The sequence below is a fragment of the Microbacterium sp. UBA7513 genome, from assembly GCF_002478345.1.
In the GTDB taxonomy this organism is placed as follows: domain Bacteria; phylum Actinomycetota; class Actinomycetes; order Actinomycetales; family Microbacteriaceae; genus Microbacterium.
Genome location: NZ_DLNJ01000016.1, coordinates 47,164 through 62,917, shown reverse-complemented (window position 1 = coordinate 62,917; position 15,754 = coordinate 47,164). Strand labels below are relative to the sequence as shown.

At 71.4% G+C, this 15,754-nt stretch carries 14 protein-coding genes and 1 pseudogene; 9 read left to right on the top strand and 6 right to left on the bottom strand.

Translation table 11 applies throughout. From position 1 onward, the window contains the following. Positions 1 to 49: 49 nt before the first annotated feature. On the top strand, positions 50 to 937 hold the full coding sequence (locus tag B2W79_RS08720; protein WP_256209446.1) for a LacI family DNA-binding transcriptional regulator: 888 nt from the start codon (positions 50 to 52) through the stop codon (positions 935 to 937). Between the two features lie 11 nt (positions 938 to 948). On the opposite strand, the gene B2W79_RS08715 is transcribed toward B2W79_RS08720, so the two are convergent. Then, complete coding sequence (locus B2W79_RS08715; RefSeq protein WP_071329168.1) at positions 949 to 1,758, bottom strand: DeoR/GlpR family DNA-binding transcription regulator; 810 nt, start codon at positions 1,756 to 1,758, stop codon at positions 949 to 951. An 80-nt stretch (positions 1,759 to 1,838) separates the two neighbouring features. Between B2W79_RS08715 and B2W79_RS08710 the strand changes: the two genes are divergently transcribed. The 7 genes from B2W79_RS08710 to B2W79_RS08680 all read left to right on the top strand — a co-directional run bounded on the left by B2W79_RS08710 (position 1,839) and on the right by B2W79_RS08680 (position 8,218). Continuing rightward, on the top strand, positions 1,839 to 2,813 hold the full coding sequence (locus B2W79_RS08710; protein WP_292788664.1) for an acetylxylan esterase: 975 nt from the start codon (positions 1,839 to 1,841) through the stop codon (positions 2,811 to 2,813). 123 nt (positions 2,814 to 2,936) lie between these two features. Next, on the top strand, positions 2,937 to 3,512 hold the full coding sequence (locus tag B2W79_RS08705; RefSeq protein ID WP_292788662.1) for a glucose-6-phosphate isomerase family protein: 576 nt from the start codon (positions 2,937 to 2,939) through the stop codon (positions 3,510 to 3,512). A gap of 9 nt (positions 3,513 to 3,521) precedes the next feature. Continuing rightward, the gene (xylB, locus tag B2W79_RS08700; protein ID WP_292788660.1) at positions 3,522 to 5,012 is read left to right on the top strand and encodes a xylulokinase; all 1,491 of its coding nucleotides are present in this window, start codon (positions 3,522 to 3,524) and stop codon (positions 5,010 to 5,012) included. Continuing rightward, a complete protein-coding gene (locus B2W79_RS08695) occupies positions 5,012 to 5,989 on the top strand; it encodes a phosphoglycerate dehydrogenase (protein ID WP_292788658.1) in 978 nt (325 codons plus the stop codon). Before xylB ends, B2W79_RS08695 begins: the two co-directional genes overlap by 1 nt. Further along, complete coding sequence (locus B2W79_RS08690; RefSeq protein WP_292788656.1) at positions 5,986 to 6,930, top strand: shikimate dehydrogenase family protein; 945 nt, start codon at positions 5,986 to 5,988, stop codon at positions 6,928 to 6,930. Before B2W79_RS08695 ends, B2W79_RS08690 begins: the two co-directional genes overlap by 4 nt. Then, positions 6,930 to 7,898, top strand: coding sequence for a phosphotriesterase family protein (locus B2W79_RS08685; RefSeq protein WP_071329173.1), 969 nt, complete (start codon positions 6,930 to 6,932; stop codon positions 7,896 to 7,898). The genes B2W79_RS08690 and B2W79_RS08685 overlap by 1 nt, the downstream gene beginning before the upstream one ends. Before the next feature lie 23 nt (positions 7,899 to 7,921). Then, complete coding sequence (locus tag B2W79_RS08680) at positions 7,922 to 8,218, top strand: putative quinol monooxygenase (protein ID WP_292788653.1); 297 nt, start codon at positions 7,922 to 7,924, stop codon at positions 8,216 to 8,218. 582 nt (positions 8,219 to 8,800) lie between these two features. Here B2W79_RS08680 and B2W79_RS08675 read toward each other — a convergent pair. The 4 genes from B2W79_RS08675 to B2W79_RS08660 all read right to left on the bottom strand — a co-directional run bounded on the left by B2W79_RS08675 (position 8,801) and on the right by B2W79_RS08660 (position 13,523). After that, on the bottom strand, positions 8,801 to 9,802 hold the full coding sequence (locus B2W79_RS08675; protein ID WP_292788651.1) for an ABC transporter substrate-binding protein: 1,002 nt from the start codon (positions 9,800 to 9,802) through the stop codon (positions 8,801 to 8,803). Between the two features lie 135 nt (positions 9,803 to 9,937). Then, positions 9,938 to 10,972 (bottom strand): ABC transporter permease, encoded by a 1,035-nt coding sequence (locus tag B2W79_RS08670; protein ID WP_205807905.1) that lies wholly within the window; start codon positions 10,970 to 10,972, stop codon positions 9,938 to 9,940. Then, positions 10,972 to 12,474: a sugar ABC transporter ATP-binding protein gene (locus B2W79_RS08665; protein ID WP_025105377.1), complete on the bottom strand. Its 1,503-nt coding sequence runs from the start codon at positions 12,472 to 12,474 to the stop codon at positions 10,972 to 10,974. Before B2W79_RS08665 ends, B2W79_RS08670 begins: the two co-directional genes overlap by 1 nt. Before the next feature lie 179 nt (positions 12,475 to 12,653). After that, positions 12,654 to 13,523, bottom strand: coding sequence for a sugar phosphate isomerase/epimerase family protein (locus B2W79_RS08660; protein ID WP_071329176.1), 870 nt, complete (start codon positions 13,521 to 13,523; stop codon positions 12,654 to 12,656). Between the two features lie 188 nt (positions 13,524 to 13,711). Between B2W79_RS08660 and B2W79_RS08655 the strand changes: the two genes are divergently transcribed. Next, positions 13,712 to 14,749 (top strand): LacI family DNA-binding transcriptional regulator, encoded by a 1,038-nt coding sequence (locus B2W79_RS08655; protein ID WP_292788647.1) that lies wholly within the window; start codon positions 13,712 to 13,714, stop codon positions 14,747 to 14,749. Positions 14,750 to 14,769: 20 nt separating this feature from the next. Here B2W79_RS08655 and B2W79_RS08650 read toward each other — a convergent pair. Then, positions 14,770 to 15,690: pseudogene (locus B2W79_RS08650) on the bottom strand (AraC family transcriptional regulator); the annotation flags it as partial. Positions 15,691 to 15,754 lie beyond the last annotated feature (64 nt).

The following is a 15,754-nucleotide window of genomic DNA, read 5'->3' as shown; positions in this document are numbered from 1 at the left end:
GGGCATCCGTCGACCCGGCGGAGACCGTCGTCCCTCCAGGAGGCCGCAGGTGACCACCTCGCCCGGCGGCCGCGTGCTCCCCGTCGCGCGCGCCACCCGCACGGGACTCATCGCGCTCGCGGTGCCGCATCTGGAGGAGCCGTACTTCGCGGAGCTCGGCTCGCGCATCGTCCGCGGCGCCGACGATCGGGGCCTGGCGGTGCTCATCGTGCAGACCGAGGGCGATCACGGCCGCGAGATCGACGTCGCCAACGGCGTCGGCCTGCCGCCCATCGACGGGCTCATCCACATCCCGCGCTCGCTCACGGTCGCCGACCTCACGCGCCGCACCTCCCCCGGGCCGCTCGTGCTGCTGGGCGAGCACATCCAGGTGAGCCCGTTCACGCACGTCACGATCGACAACCGCGCCGCCGCCTACACCGCCACCGAGCATCTGGTGGCGGTGGGGTGCCGTCGCATCGGCTTCGTCGGACGCCGCGACGCCCGCCCCTCGGACGCCGCCGACCGCCGGCATGCGGGGTATCTGGAGGCCCTGGCGGCCGCCGGCATCCCGGCTGACCCCGCGCTCACCGCGCAGGTCGACGCCTTCACGGCGGAGGAGGGTGAGCGCGTGGCGGGCGCCATGGCCACCGCGATCCCCGATCTCGACGGCATCGTCTGCTCGAACGACTCGGTCGCCCTCGGTGCGCTGGCCGCTCTCCAGGCCCAGGGGCGGAGCGTGCCGGGCGACGTCGCCGTCGTCGGCATCGACGACATCCGGGCCGCGCGCTTCGCCGTGCCCGCCCTCAGCACCATCGCCCCCGACCACGCCCGCCTCGTGGACGCGGCGTTCACGGAGCTCGAACGGCAGATCGCCGCGCCGCCGGGGGCGGATCTGCCGGTGCGGCATGTGACGGTCGGCGCCCGGCTGATCCCGCGGGCGAGCACGGCCCGATGACGGCGGCGGACTCAGTCCGCGAGGGCCGTCGCGAGAGCACGCTCGTCGCCGCCGTCCCGCGGCGCGACGTGCAGGGTGCCGACGTGGGCCGCGAGCAGCTCCCGCGCGCCGTCGTCGAGGCCGTCGTCGGTGACCAGGCGGTCGATGTCGCTGAGATCGGCGACGGTCGTGAGCCCGACCACGCCCCAGCGGGTGTGCTCCGCGAGGACGACGACCTCACGCCCCGCAGCCATGAGCGCCCGGTTGGTCTCGGCCTCCAGCAGGTTCATGGTCGTGATGCCGGCCTGCTCGTCGAGGCCGTGAGCGTCGAGGAACACGAGGTCGCAGTGCAGGTGCTCCAGGGCGCGGACCGCGACCGGCCCGACGAGGGCCTGAGAGGGCGTGCGCACGCCCCCGGTGAGCACGACCGTCTGCGTGTACGGGGCGTCGGCGCGGTCCGGTGGCGAGAACAGGTCGGAGACCGGCAGGGCGTTCGTGACGATCGTGAGCTCGGGAACGCGCACGAGCTCCCGTGCGAGCGCCAGGGCCGTGGGTCCGCCGGAGATGCCGACCGCCATGCCGGGCTCCACGAGGTCCGAGGCCGCCGCGACGATCGCCCGCCGTTCGGCCGAGGCCGCCGGAGCCGGAACCAGACGTTGGAGGCCCCGCGCCCGCACGCCGCCGCGGATGCGCTCGACCGCGCCCTCCTCGGCCAGCTGGTCGATGTCGCGCCGCACGGTCATCTCGCTCACCTGCAGCGTGGCCGCGAGCTCGCCGATGGAGGCGGTACCGCGATCGCGGGTCAGGGCGAGGATGCGCTCGCGGCGTTCCGTGACCAGCACGCGGTCTCCTTCCGATGGAGCCTCCAGTCTGCCACGCACCCCCGCCCGTCCCACTCCCGGAACAGGATCCCTCAGCCCGCATGACCTTCCCCGAGCCCTACGCCACCTGGTTCCCCGATGCCGCGTTCGACGGCAGCTATGGGCGGACCGAAGCCGACCTCCGCACTGTCCGCCCGGTACCCGCGCCGCCCGGGTTCGCCGACCGCTGGCGGCGCTGGCGGCGCGAGGCGGCCGCGATGGACGCCGCCCCCGTCGTCCTCTCCACCTCCGAGGAGCAGGGACGCCGGGTGTCCGTCGTCGAGCATGCCGGCGTCGACGGTGTACGGCTGCGGGCCTGGGTGGTCGAGCCCCTCGACGGCCCTCCCCGCGCCGGGGTCGTGCACGGGCACGGCTACGGAGGTCGGGAGGCGGTCGATCTCGCCCGGGTGCCGGACGACGTCGCGGCGATCTATCCCGTCGCCCGCGGGCTCGGCGTGCTGAACGCCGGTGTGGGTGCACCCGAGCCGACCCCGGAACACGTGCTCGCGGGCATCGACGATCCGGAGCGCTACGTGCTCGGCCTCTGCGCGCGTGACCTGTGGCTGGCGGCCGACGTCCTCGTCTCGGTCGTCGGGGCGTTTCCTCTCTACTACGTCGGAGAGAGCTTCGGCGGCGGCATCGGCGCGCTCGCCCTGCCGTGGGACGACCGGTTCGTGGGGGCCACCCTCATCGTGCCGAGCTTCGGCCAGTACGACGAGCGGCTGGCGGTGCCCTGCCTGGGGAGCGGGGAGACCGTGCGTCAGCACGTGCAGCGCCACCCCGAGGCCCGCGAAGTGCTGCGCTGGTTCGACTCCTCCACCGCGATCGGGTTCACGGAGGTGCCGGTCCGCGTGGAGGCGGCCCTGTGGGACCAGTACGTGCCGCCGCAGGGGCAGTTCGCGGTCGCCGCCGGGGCCCGCGCCCTCGACCTGGCAGTGCTTCCCGCCGGTCACGCCGAGTACCCGGGGTCGGCGGAGGTGACGGCGAGCGCCATCCGCGGCGGGCGCGCGCACCTGGAGCGCGTGCTCGCCGGCTGATGGCCGTCGCGCGCGCGTCCTCCTCCGCGCAGGAGAGCACTGGACGCAACCTGTCATAACAGGTACAGTGAGCTTGTCATTACAGGTTGCGCGACGACGCAGCACCCGTTTCGAGGAGCATGGATGCCCGAGTACCAGACCCCGCCGATCTCCCCGATGGCGATCGCCTTCGACGCCGAGAAGCTGACCCTCTCCCCCGAAGGCCCCACGCTGACCCGGCGGATGTCCGACCTCGAGGGCCTGTTCCGCGACCACGACGCGTGGGCGACCGCCGCCGCGGGCGACGACCCGATCGTCTACACGGTCGTCAGCTCCCCGGTCCCCGAGATCGAGCGGGAGCTGCCGCAGTCGATCACCACGATCATGCCCGGCGACACGGGCGGCGAGCTCTGGATGACCAAGGGCCACCAGCACCCCGACCACCAGGGCGAGATCTACCTCGCGCTGCACGGCCGCGGCGGGCTGCTCATGTTCGACGGCGAGCGCACCGAATGGCTCGACATGCTCCCGGGCACCATCGGCTACATCCCGCCGGGCTGGGCGCACCGCTCTGTGAACACGGGGGACGAGCCGTACTCCTTCCTCGCCGTGTACCCCGGCGGCGCCGGCCACGACTACGGCTGGGTGCTGGAGCACGGCATGGGCTCGCGGGCGTTCCGCGCGGAGTCCGGCGTCGACCTCCGCCCCTACGCGGAATAGGCTCCGGCCATGATCATCGCCCACGACCTCGGTACCACCGGGAACAAGGCGTCCCTGCACCACGACGACGGCCGCCTGATCGCCGCGGTCACCGTGCCCTACCCGGCCCACTTCGCGGCGGGCGGCGTCGCTGAGCAGGACCCGGCCGACTGGTGGCACGCGGTCGTCACGGCGACCCGCGACCTCCTCTCGCGCACCGGCACCGCCGCTGCGGAGGTCGCCGGCCTCGTGGTCAGCGGACAGATGATGGGCGCCGTGCTGCTCGACGCCGACGGCGAGCCCGCACGACCCGCCATCATCTGGGCCGACACCCGCGCCGGCGTCCAGCAGCGCGAGCTCGAGGCGGCGGTCGGCGCCGAGCGCGCCTACGGGATCCTCGGCCACCGTCTGAACCCCACCTACTCGATCGAGAAGATCATGTGGGTGCGCGACAACGAACCCGAGGTGTGGGAGCGCGTGCGCCGGGTGTGCGTCGCCAAGGATTTCATCGTGCTGCGGCTGACCGGGCGGCTCGCCACGGACCGCTCGGACGCGTCCGGCACCAACGCCTACGACCAGGTCGCGGGCACGTGGTCCCCGGAGATCCTCGCCGCGGCGCGGCTGGACCCCGCCCTGTTCCCCGAGATCCTGGAGTCGACGCAGATCGCGGGACCGCTCACGCCCGCCGCGGCCGAGGCGCTCGGACTGCACACGGGCGTCCAGGTCGTGATGGGCGGGGGCGACGGACCGCTCGCCGCGGTCGGCTCCGGCGTCGTGGCCCCGGAGGACGGCGCCTACGTGTGCCTCGGCACCTCCTCGTGGATCTCCTTCGCGGCGGACGCCCCGCTGCACGACCCCGCGATGCGGACCTTCACGTTCGACAACGTCGTCCCCGCGTCCTTCGTGCCGACCGCGACCATGCAGGCCGGCGGCGCCTCGGTGCAGTGGATCGCCGAAGCCCTCTCCGTCGACCCCGCGCACCCCGAGACGGGGCGCCTCGTCGCCGAGGCCGCGAGCGACATCGACACCGACGACCTCTACTTCCTCCCCTACCTGCTCGGCGAGCGCTCCCCGCTGTGGGACCCGGATGCGCGCGGGGCCTTCGTCGGCCTCGCCCGCCACCACGGGCGGGCCCACCTCGTGCGCGCGGTCCTGGAGGGGACGGCGTTCAACCTCCTCACCTGCATCCAGGCGTTCCGGGAGGCCGGCGCGACGATCGACCGCATCGACGCCGTCGGCGGCGGGGCGCAGAGCGACGTCTACCTCGCCGTCCTCGCCGACGTGTGGGGCGTGCCGGTGCGACGCCGCACGATCGTGGAGGAGGCGAACAGCCTCGGTGCCGCGGTCACGGGAGCCGTCGGCCTCGGTCTCACCGACTTCTCTGCCGCCCGGGCGCTCAGCGAGGTCACCGCCGAGTTCACGCCCGATCCGTCCCGGCATGCGGTCTACGCCGAGCGCCACGCCCGCTTCATCGACGCGTACACGGCGCTCGCGCCGTGGTTCGCGGGAAGGCCCCGCTGATGGGCGTCATCCTCGTCACGAGCCGCTCCTTCTCGGACGGCGACCTCGACCTGGTCGGACGCGCCGCGCAGGCCGGACACCGCATCCTCCGCGGGCCGGCCCACCACGACCTCGACGAGCTGGGCGTGCTGCTGCACGGCGCCGACGCCTGGATCGCCGGCACCGGACCGGTCACCGACGCGCACCTCGCTGCCGGCCCGAAGCTCAAGGTCGTGGCGCGCTACGGGGTCGGCACGGAGGCGGTGGACCTCACGGCGGCGCGCGACCGCGGCATCCCGGTCACGAACACCCCGGGCGCGAACGCGGATGCGGTCGCCGACCACGCGGTCGGCCTCATGCTCGCCGCCCTGCGCACCATCCCGGACGGCGACCGCCGCGTGCGGAACGGCGACTGGAGTGTGCGCCGCGGGCGGGAGCTCGGGGCCGCGACCGTCGGCATCGTCGGCTTCGGGCGGATCGGCCAGGGGGTCGCGCGGCGACTGGGCGGGTTCGGTCCGCGGCTGCTCGCCTCCGACCCGTTCCTGCCCGCCGACCTCGTGCGGGACCGCAGCGCCGAACCCGTCGACCTCGACGACCTGTTCCGCACCGCCGATGTGATCACCCTGCACGCCCCCGGCGGGCAGCAGCTCGTCGACGCCGACCGCCTCTCCGGGATGCGACCGGGGACCGTGCTCGTCAACACCGCCCGCGGCGACCTCGTGGACGAGCAGGCCGTGGCCGACGCGCTCCGCGACGGCATCCTCGCCGGGTACGCGGCCGACACGCTCGACGGCGACACCGCCGCGCACGACAGCCCCCTGCTCGCCGCGGACCTCGCCGACCGTGTCATCGTCACCCCGCACCTCGGCGCCCAGACCACCCAGGCCGTCGACAACATGGGGGCGCTGTCCCTCGACGACGTGATCGCCGTCCTCCGCGGCGCCGACCCCGCCCACCTCGTCCCCGTCCCCGCGTCCGCCCCCGAGGAGAACCGATGACCACCGCCGCGACGTCCGCCCCCGCCACCGCCGACTACATGGGCTTCGTCGGCGTCACCACCGCCTCGTCGTCGATCATGAAGGCGTTCCCGCTGTGGGCCGACATCCTCGGCCTCCCCACCCGGACCCTCGTCGGCCACGACCTGCCGATGGATGCCGACCCCGCGCAGTACCGCGCCATGGTCGAGCAGATCCGCGACGACCCGCACCACCGCGGCGCGCTGGTCACCACGCACAAGATGAACGTGTACGCGGCGGCGTCCGACCTGTTCGACGAGCTCGACCCGTTCGCCGTGTCCTGCGCCGAGGTCTCCAGCATCGCCAAGCGCGGGTCCACGCTGTCCGGCCGTGCGAAGGACCCGATCACGGTCGACCTGGCGCTGCGCGACTTCCTCCCCGCCGACCACTTCGCGCGCACCGGGGCCGAGGTCGTGATCCTGGGTGCGGGCGGATCGGGCACCGCGCTGAGCTGGGCCCTCGCCGAGCGGGAGGATGCCCCGGCCCTCATCACCGTCACCGCGCGCACGCAGGACAAGCTCGACCACCTCCGCGAGGTGCACCGCCAGCACGGCACCCCCGAGGGACTCCTCCGCTACGTCGTCACCGAGACACCGGAGGAGGCCGACGCCCTGGTCGCCGCCGCGCCCGCGGGATCGGTCATCGCGAACGCCACCGGGCTCGGCAAGGACCGCCCAGGCTCCCCGCTGACCGACGCCGTCGTGTTCCCCGAGGGCGCGTACGTGTGGGAGTTCAACTACCGCGGCTCGCTGGAGTTCCTGCACCAGGCCGAAGCCCAGGAGGACGATCGCGCGCTGCACGTGGTCGACGGCTGGCGGTACTTCATCCACGGCTGGTCGCAGGTCGTGGCGGACGTGTTCGACCTCGACCTCACGCCCGAGACCGTCGAGCGCCTCGCGGAGGCCGCGGAGTCGGTGCGCTGATGCCCGCCGTGCGGACCGTCCTCGGCGATCTCGACCCGTCGCGGCTCGGGCGCGTGGACTACCACGAGCACCTCTTCCAGGTGTCGCCGCTGCTGGTCGGGGACGAGCTCGACGACGAGGCCGCGTCCGGCGAGGAGGCCGGTCTGCTGCGGGCGAGCGGCTTCGAGGCCATGGTCGACGCCACCCCGTTCGGCCTCGGTCGCGACCCGGCCGCCGTCGCCCGCATCAGCGCCGCGACCGGACTGCACGTGGTCGCCACGACGGGTCGGCACCGCGAGGCGCACTACGGCGCCGATCATCCGATGCAGGTGTGGGGCGCCGACCGCCTCGCCGCCCTGTTCGTGTCCGACCTCACGCGGGGGATGCCGGCGGACGACGCCGCGGTGTTCGAGACGCCCGAGGTACCCCTCGCGGCGGGTCCCGATGGGCAGCCGGTGCGCGCCGGCATGCTCAAGGGCGGGGCCGACTACTGGCGCCTCAGTCCGTTCGAGCGCACGACCCTCGTCGCCGTGGCTCAGGCGCACCGGGAGACCGGAGCCCCTGTCATGGTGCATCTGGAGTTCGGCACCGCGGCCCACGAGGTCCTCGATCTGCTGGGCGCCGAGGGGGTGCCGGCGGAGCGCGTCGTGCTGGCCCACGCCGACCGCGACCCCGATCCCGGTCTGCACGTCGCGTTGGCCGAGCGCGGTGCCCACCTCGGGTACGACGGCTTCGCCCGCCCGCGCACCCGCTCCGACGCCGAGCTGCTGGCCCTCACAGTCGCCGTGGTGGAGCGAGGAGTCGGCGACCGGATCCTGCTCGGGGGCGACGTCGCCCGGCGCACCCGGTACATCGCCTACGGCGGCATGCCGGGTCTCGCCTACCTCGGCGACCGCTACCTGCCGCGGCTCCGCGAGGCCGTGGGCGACGACGCCGTGCACCGGATGCTCGTGACCACGCCGGCGCGCTTCCTGGCCCTCCGCACCTGATCACCCGAACCCGAGGAGTCGTCATGCCCGAACCCACCGTCCTCCACGCCGTCTTCACCGCGCAGCCGGGAGCCGCCGACCAGGTCGCCGCGCTGCTGCGGGACTTCGCCGAGGTGGTCCGCGCCGCGGAGGGCAACATCGTCTTCGACGCCCACCGCCTCGTCGACGACCCTGACCGCTTCTTCGTCTACGAGGTCTACCGCGACGAGGACGCCTTCCAGGCCCACCTGCACGCGCCCGCCGGCATCCCCTTCAACGCCGCCCTGCAGGAACTCATCGTCGAGCCCACCTCGATCCTCACCTTCCTCCGCCCCCTCTGACCCCCTCCTCCCCCCTTCTCTCCCTCTCCGCCTCTCCGTCTCCCCGTCTCCCCGTCCCCGTCTCCCCGTTTCACCTGCACGACCCCGCGACGCCCGCACGCCCATTCGGGCCGCCGCGTCGTGCGCCCGTCCCCCGGCCGTGCATCCGTCCCTCGTCGTCCCGCCCGTCATCCGGGGACGGTCCCCTCGGGCTGACCGTCCCTGCCCCGAACGGCTCCCCTCGGCCATCCGGTTTCACCTGCACGACCCCGTCACGACTGCACGACCGAACTACCCATCCGGCCACACATCGGTCCCCTCGTCGTGCATCCGGCCACGCATCGGTCCCCTCCCAGGCCCAGGCCGAGACCCCACCCGACTCCGGACCCGGTTCGTCTGCACGACCCCGACACGGGTGCACGAGGAAACCGGGGATCCGATCGTGCAGTCGTCCCGGGATCGTGCAGCCGGACCCACGGACCCACGGACCCACGGACCCACGGACCCACGGACCCACGGACTACGGACCCACGGACCCGGAGCCGGACTTCCCCACACACGACGAAGCCCCCCGCCGGAAGGCGAGGGGCTCCGCCGTGCGGGTCACTCGTAGAGGACCGCGGCGATCTTGTCGTCCTCGATGTTGTTCTTGTCGTACCAGTAGGAACCGGTGTCGTAGAACTCCTCGACGTCGTCGCCGTTGGCTGCGTCGTAGGCCGCCTGCACGACCTGGGCGCCGATGCCGATCGGGTCCTGCGTGATGGCGCCGGCCATGGTGCCGTCCTTGATGGCGTTGATCTGGGCCGCACCGGAGTCGAAGCCGACGATGGTGATCTTGCCCTTCTCGAGGCCGAGCTCGTTCACGGCGTTCACGACGCCGATGGCCGAGCCCTCGTTGGTGCCGTAGATGCCCTTGAGGTCGGGGTGGGCCGCGATGAGCGTCTTGGCGATGTCGGCCGACTTCAGGTGGTCGCCGTCACCGTACTGGATGTCGACGATCTCGATGTCGGGGTAGTCTGCCTCGATCTTCTCGACGAAGCCGTCGCGACGCTCGACACCCGTCGAGTTGATCTGCGAGTGGCCGACGATGGCGACCTCGCCCTCGCCGCCGATCAGCTCGGCCATGTGCTCGGCCGCCAGCGCGCCGGCGACCTTGCTGTCCGTCGCGGAGAGGCTGAGTCCGACGTCGCCGTTGCACGGGGCGTCGAAGTAGACGACGGGGATGTCCTTCGACTTCGCCTGCTCGAGCGGGGCGACGCACGCCTCGGGGTCGAGGGCGGCGTAGGCGATGGCGTCCGGGTTCTTGTCGATCGCGGCGGTCAGCATCTCGAGCTGCTGCGCGATCTCCGTCTCGGCGGCCGGGCCCTCGAAGGTGATCTTGACGCCCAGCTCCTGGGCCTTCTCCTCCGCGCCCTTCTTGACGGCCTGCCAGAACTGGTGCTGGAAGCCCTTCGAGACCATGGCGATGTACATCTCGCCGTCGCTGCTGCCGGTGTCGCCACCCGAGCCCTCTTCGATCACGTCGCCGCCGCCGGCACAGCCGGCGAACACGAGCGCGGATGCGGCCACGAGTGCCGCGAATGCGGTCTTCTTGCCGAATTTCATGGAAACTCCGTTGTTCTGTGTGGGTGCCGGCCAGGACCGGCGGGTGGACATTCGTGGTGCCTGTGCGGAGGGTTTCCGCGGGGTCCGGCCGGAGCCGGGGACGGCGGCGGGCACGGGTTTCGCCGCCGCCGTGTCTCAGGTCCGCTGGCGGTTGCGCAGCGAGTCGAGGAAGACGGCCAGCAGGACGACGACGCCGACGACGATGTTCTGCCACTCGGGCTGGATCGACATGATCCGGAGGCCGTTGACGAGGACGCTCATGATGAGCGCACCGATCACGGTTCCGAGGATCGAGCCGCGGCCGCCGAGCAGCGAGGTGCCGCCGATGATCACGGCCGCGATGGCCTGCAGCTCGTAGCCGGTGCCGATCTGCGGCTGGGCCGAGTCGAGGCGGGCGGCGATCACGATGCCCGCGATGCCGGTGAAGGCGCCGGCGAACATGTAGATGAGGATCGTCCAGCGGCGGGTGTTGACGCCGGAGAGGCGCGTGGCCTCCTCGTTCGATCCGATCGCGAAGGTGTACCGGCCGAGCAGCGTCTTCGACAGCACGAGCCAGGCGACGATCGCGAGGGCCGCGGTGATGAGCACCGCGTTCGGGATGCCGGGGATGAGCACGCCGAGCGCGATCTTCTTGAAGTCGGGAGCCGAGGTCGAGAAGTAGATCGGCGCGACGTTCGAGATGACGAGGGCGAGGCCGCCGGCGATCATCATCATGGCCAGCGTCGCGATGAACGGAGGCAGCCGCAGGAACGTGATGTTGACGCCGTTCACCAGGCCCATGAGCACGCCGGTCGCGATGCCGCCGAGCACGCCCACCCACACCGGCAGGCCGAGGTTGGTGATGAGCACACCCGTCATCACGGCGCAGAGCGCCATGCCGGTGCCGATCGACAGATCGATGCCGCCCGTGATGATGACGAACGTCGTGCCGAGGGCGAGGATGCCGATGACCGCGGTCGACAGCAGCACCGTGGCGATGTTGCTGAAGGTGAAGAAGTTCGGGCTGGCGACCGAGAAGAAGATGACCAGGACGATCAGGGTGCCGAATGCGAGCGACTGCTGGAACTGCCGCTTGAGGAAGCCGGCGACGTCGCGCTTGTCGGTGTCCTCGTTGACGGCCGTCTGGATGATCGTCGTCGTCGACGATCCGGACTGCTGTGGGGTGCTCATCAGTCTTCCTCCCCGTGGGCTGCGAGTTGCATGATCTTCTCCTGGCTGGCTTCCTCGTTGCGGAGCGTCCCGGTGATGCGGCCGTTCGCGAACACGGCGATGCGGTTCGCGACCCGGAGGATCTCGGGGAGCTCCGACGAGATGACGATGATGGACTTGCCCGCGTCGGCGAGCTGCTGCATGAGGCGGTAGATCTCCTCCTTCGCGCCGACGTCGATGCCTCGCGTCGGCTCGTCGAAGATGAGGATGTCGCAGTCGCGCATCAGCCACCGGGCGATGACGACCTTCTGCTGGTTCCCTCCGGAGAGGAGCTTGACGACCTGGTTGACCGAGGGGGTCTTCACCCGCAGCTGCTGCACGTACTCCTTGGTGCGGTTCTTGGCCTTGCTGTCGCCCATCCACCCGATGCCGTTGGCGTAGGAGCCGAGCGACGCGAGCACGGTGTTGAAGGTGACGTCCTGCTCGAGCATGAGGCCGAGCAGCTTGCGGTCCTCGGAGAGGTAGCCGACGCCGTGCTTGACCGCGTCCGCGGGCTGCGCGATGCGGACGGTGCGCCCGCCGATCGTGATCGTGCCGCCGTCGCGGTGGTCCGCGCCGATGACGGCACGGGCGGTCTCGGTGCGGCCGGCGCCCATGAGGCCGGCGAATCCGAGGATCTCGCCCTTGTGCAGCTGGAACGACACGTCCTTGAGGAGCTTCCGCGTGGAGAGCCCCTGCACGTCGAGCACGATCGGGTCGTTGAGGTGCTCCCGCGCCTGCGGGCGGGTGCCCTCGTCGATCACGCGGCCGACCATCATCTCGATGATCGTCGGGATCGTGATCTCGGACTTGTCGAGTGATCCGATGTATGTGCCGTCGCGGAGCACGGTCACCCGGTCCGCCAGGCGGCGCAGCTCGTCCATGCGGTGCGAGATGTACACGATGCCGGTGCCGCGGGCCTTGAGCTGCTCGATGAGGACGAAGAGGGTCTCGACCTCGCTGTCGGTGAGGGCCGACGTCGGCTCGTCCATGATGAGGACCTTGGCGTTGAAGGACAGCGCCTTGGCGATCTCGACCATCTGCTGCTCGGCCACCGTCAGCTCGCCCACGCGCTGGCGCGGGTCGAGGTGGATGTCGAGGCGCTGCAGCAGCTCCGCCGTCTGCCGGTTGAGCTTCCGCTCCGACAGGAACGGGCCCGTCGTGGGCTCGCGGCCGACGTAGATGTTCTGCGCGACCGTGAGGTCGGGCATCAGGTTGAGCTCCTGGTGGATGATCGTGATCCCCAGCTCCTGCGCCTGCAGCGGGCTGGTGAGCTCGACCTCCTGCCCCTCGAACGTGATCGTGCCCTCGTCCTTGGTGTAGATCCCGGAGAGGATCTTCATCAGGGTGGACTTGCCGGCACCGTTCTCACCCACGAGCACGAGCACCTCGCCGGCGCGCACCTCGAGATGCACGTCCTTCAGCGCCTGGACACCGGGGAATCCCTTGCTGATCCCCTCGACCCTCAGGATGGGTCCACTCATGCGCTCACCTGCTTCCTTGAAGGTTCTGTCGCGATTGCGGCGGACCGTTCCGCCGTAAACATCGGATCAATTCTGCGACCTGCACCCGGGTCAGTGCAAGTTGTATCTAAATGTATCTAACGATCGGCGGCGAGGGAAGACCTGTAATAACATCTTGGTCTCGAACCGCCGCCCGGGCGTCAGTGGAGGCGGATCGAGTCGACGGCGACGAGCTTGTCGCGGATGTACGCGTTCGCGTGCGTACCCAGCTCGTCGTTGTCGGTCCAGAGGTTGCGCCAGATGCCGAGCATGCGGCTGAGGTCGGGCGCCACCACGGCCGAGGAGAACGACTCGAACACGATGGGGCCGTCGTAGCCGATGCGTCCGAGCGCCTTGAAGAACGTGTCGAAGTCGACCGTCCCGGTGCCGAGATAGCCGCGGTGGCTCTCGCCGATGTGCACGTACCGCAGGGCCGGGGCCGCGTCGAGCACCGGCGCGAACATATCCGACTCCTCGATGTTCATGTGGTACGTGTCCAGGTGGATCCCGAGGTTCGGGCGGTCGACCTCGCCGAGGTACGCCAGCGCCTGCCGAGCGGTGTTCAGCACGTTGGTCTCGTACCGGTTCACGACCTCCAGCGAGACCGAGACTCCGCGCGCGGCGGCGTGATCGGCGACGCGCGCGATGGTGCGACGGCTCGACGCCAGACCCTCCGGCGTCACCGGATCCATGTACTTCTTCATGGCGCTGTAGATCACCCCGCAGAAGTGCGTACCGCCGAGCTCGGCGAGCACGTCGACCGCGCGGAGCAGGAGGGCCTCCCCCGCGGCGACCACGGCAGGGTCACCGCTCGTGATGTCGGTCTCGTCGGAGAGCCCGAGCGAGGCGCTGACCGCGAGTCCGTGCTCCGCGAGGGCGGCCCGAGCGGCAGCGACGTCGAACGAGAACGGGTCCATGAGCGGGAACTCGATGAGGTCGAAGCCCGCGTGCTTCGTCTTCTCCACCGCGAGCCGGATGCCGTCCGCGTCGAAGGTCCCCGTCCAGACGAGTCCGTGGCAGCCGATGTTCATGAACGCTCCTCCGGCGGGTGTCCGGCACCGTCGCCGCACGGACTTGGCACGTTCCAAGTCCACTGTGCGAGTCACGCTACGTCGCCCTCCGCGGACGTGTCAAGAACTTTCTTGGCACGTTACAAGTCCTCCGCTAGCCTGGGCCTCATCCGGCCGCACGCCTGCGGTCCCATCGCCGAAGGAGGCCCATGCCCGCGAGCGTGAAGGATGTCGCGGCTCTCGCGGGGGTCTCGGCATCGACCGTGTCGAACTACCTCAACCACCCGCACGTCCTCGGGGCCGCCAGCCGGGAGCGGGTGCGGGCGGCGATCGCCGAGCTCGGCTTCGTGCCGAACGAGTCGGCTCGCCAGCTCCGCGCGGGATCGAGCAAGGCCCTCGCCCTCATCCTCCTCGACGCCTGGCTGCCCTACTTCAACGACCTGTCCCGCGGCGTCGACGACGTGGCCCGTGAGGGCGGCTGGTCGCTCTTCTTCAGCGACAGCGCCCGCGATGCCGCTCGCGAGGAGCAGAACATCGACATGTTCGAGGCCCACCGGGTGCAGGGCATCGTGATCTACCCGCATGGAGATGTCGTGCCGCGGCTGGAACAGCTCGCGACGCGCGGGATCCGCGCGGTGGTCGTCGGCCCCATCCGCGATTCGCCCTCCGTCGCCGCGGTCACCTTCGACGACCGCGGCGGTGGGCGGCTCGCCGGCGAGCACCTGGTCTCCCTCGGCCGTCGCCGCATCCTGTTCCTCGGAGCCCCGACGGTGAGCCAGTCGAACGATCGCCTCGCCGGGCTGCGCGACGCGGTGGCGGGGACCGACGCCCGCGTCTCCGTCCTCGATGTCGAGCATCTGACGACCGAAGACGGCCTCCGGGCCGGGGCGCACCTGGCGGGGCTTCCCGCGGATGAGCGCCCGGACGCGGTCTTCGCCGCGAACGACGGGGTGGCCCTCGGCGTGCTGACGCAGCTGCTCCGCCACGGCATCCGGGTGCCGGAGGAGATCGCCCTCGTCGGCTTCGACGACGTGGCCGCCGCACATCAGAGCGTGGTGCCGCTGACGAGCGTGCGGCAGCCCGGCTACGAGATCGGTCGCGCCGCCGGGGCCGCGCTGCTGCAGCTCCTCGCCGATCCGACCGCTGCGCCTCCGGCACCCACGCCGTTCCCCGCCGAGCTCGTCGTGCGGGAGTCGACCGTCGGGCGCTCATCGCGTTCCGTCCCTCCGGAGGGGTTCACCGCCTGAGACCGCGCCTGGCGACGCCACGCCAGCGGCGCCTGCCCGAAGCGGCGGCGGAAGGCCCGGGAGAATGCCGGCTCCGATGTAAAGCCGACGGCACCGGCGACCTCACCGATCGGCATGGCCGTCGCAGCGAGCAGACGCTGCGCCGCTGTCATTCGGCGCTCCGCGAGATAGGCCAGGGGAGGCCGACCGACGAGCGCGGTGAAGCGATGCGCGAACGCCGACCGCGACTGGTGCGTGAGCGCGGCGAGCTCTGCCACCGTCCACGCATGCTCGAGACGTCCGTGCATGGCGGACAGCGCCGGGGAGAGGCGCTCGTCGAGAGCGCTCGCCAACCAGCCGCGCTCGCCGTTCTCTCCACTCGCCCAGCGCCGCAGCGCGTGGATGAAGACGAGGTCGAGGATGCGCGAGATCATCGCCTGCGACCCTGGTCCGCGCCTCCGGATCTCCGCGAGCAGAAGGCGCTCGCTGACCATGATCCACTCGTTCTCCGGCGCGGAGCGTGGGATGTGCACCACGGCGGGGAGCGCAGCCTCGAGCTGATCCGACTCCCCGCATTCGCCACGGAGGTATCCGGTGATCCAGCCGCGGCCGATCGGTGCCTCGACGCTCGGACGGTCGTCGGGACGGAGCGGGCGCGCCGGCGCCGAGGCACCGACGGACGACAGGACATGGGGAAGTCCGCGCCGGACGAGCACGATGTCGGAAGGGGCGACGGGCAAATCCCGCTGTCCGGGGACCTGCAGGATGAGCCCCTCGCCCAGGATGAAGTAGAGGCTGGTCGCAGTGCCGGGAAGAGCGATGCGGAACGGCATCTCGGGGTGGAGCCATTCCGCTCCATCGCCTCGCAGCCGCGACTGCTGGAGCACCTCGGACAACACGTCGAGTTCTTGGACTGCGTCCGGGGATGCAGGATGGGCATGTTCTTCGAGTGGATGGGTCATGGTTTCTGCTCCTGCGTCCACCGTAACCTCGTCGTGACCCCGGGCGGGGTTGACAGGGGGCGGT